The organism is Bradyrhizobium oropedii (assembly GCF_020889685.1).
Lineage (GTDB): Bacteria > Pseudomonadota > Alphaproteobacteria > Rhizobiales > Xanthobacteraceae > Bradyrhizobium > Bradyrhizobium oropedii.
This window is the reverse complement of sequence record NZ_JACMYO010000469.1, coordinates 1-763: the sequence shown is the minus strand read 5'-3', so window position 1 is coordinate 763 and position 763 is coordinate 1. Positions and strand designations below refer to the sequence as shown.

Annotated in this window: 2 protein-coding genes; both read left to right on the top strand. The window is 67.8% G+C overall.

Annotated features, from left to right (window positions below; translation table 11 throughout):
- Positions 1 to 444, top strand: a 444-nt coding sequence (gene ybgF, locus H8A95_RS43335) for a tol-pal system protein YbgF (protein WP_229188492.1), incomplete at its 5' end; no start/stop codon positions are given.
- 51 nt (positions 445 to 495) lie between these two features.
- A partial coding sequence (locus H8A95_RS43330; RefSeq protein ID WP_274617733.1) for a PP-loop family protein occupies positions 496 to 763 on the top strand: 268 nt, incomplete at its 3' end.

Genomic DNA, 763 nt, shown 5'->3' with positions numbered 1-763 from the left:
ACCAGCCCGCCGCGCGGTGCCCCCGGCGCAACCGCGGCCCTGACCACGTTGCCGCCGTCGGCGACGTCGAAGGACGAGTTCGACCTCGGCATCGGCTACATGCAGCGCAAGGACTATGCGCTCGCCGAAGAGACGATGAAGAACTTTGCCCAGAAATATCCGAGCGATCCCCTGGTGGCGGACTCGCAATACTGGCTCGGCGAAAGCTATTTCCAGCGCCAGCAATATCGCGACGCTGCCGAAACCTTCCTCGGCGTGACCACCAAGTTCGACAAGTCCGCGAAGGCGCCCGACGCCCTGCTGCGACTTGGCCAGTCGCTGGCGGCGCTGAAGGAAAAGGAAGCCGCCTGCGCCGCGTTCGGCGAGATCGCCCGGAAATATCCGCGCGCGTCCGGCGGGGTCAAGGCTACGGTTGACCGCGAGCAGAAGCGCGTGAAGTGCTAAACCAGCGCGGGGAGGCCGCTTCCGGCCTTTCCGCAACAAGCTGGTTTTGCGATGCCTGACGACCGATCCGCCATCCCGGCACGGGACGCCAAGCGCCTGTTCGCAGACCTCGCGCGTGCACCGGCGATTGTGCTCGCGGTGTCCGGCGGTCCCGATTCAGTCGCGCTGATGTGGCTGGCCGCGCGCTGGCGCCGCGCGCTTGCGTCAGGACCGCGACTGGTCGCCGTCACCGTCGATCACGGCCTGCGTCCTGAAGCGGCGCGCGAGGCGCGCGACGTCAAGCAGCTGGCGCGAAGCCTCGACCTGCCGCATCGACACC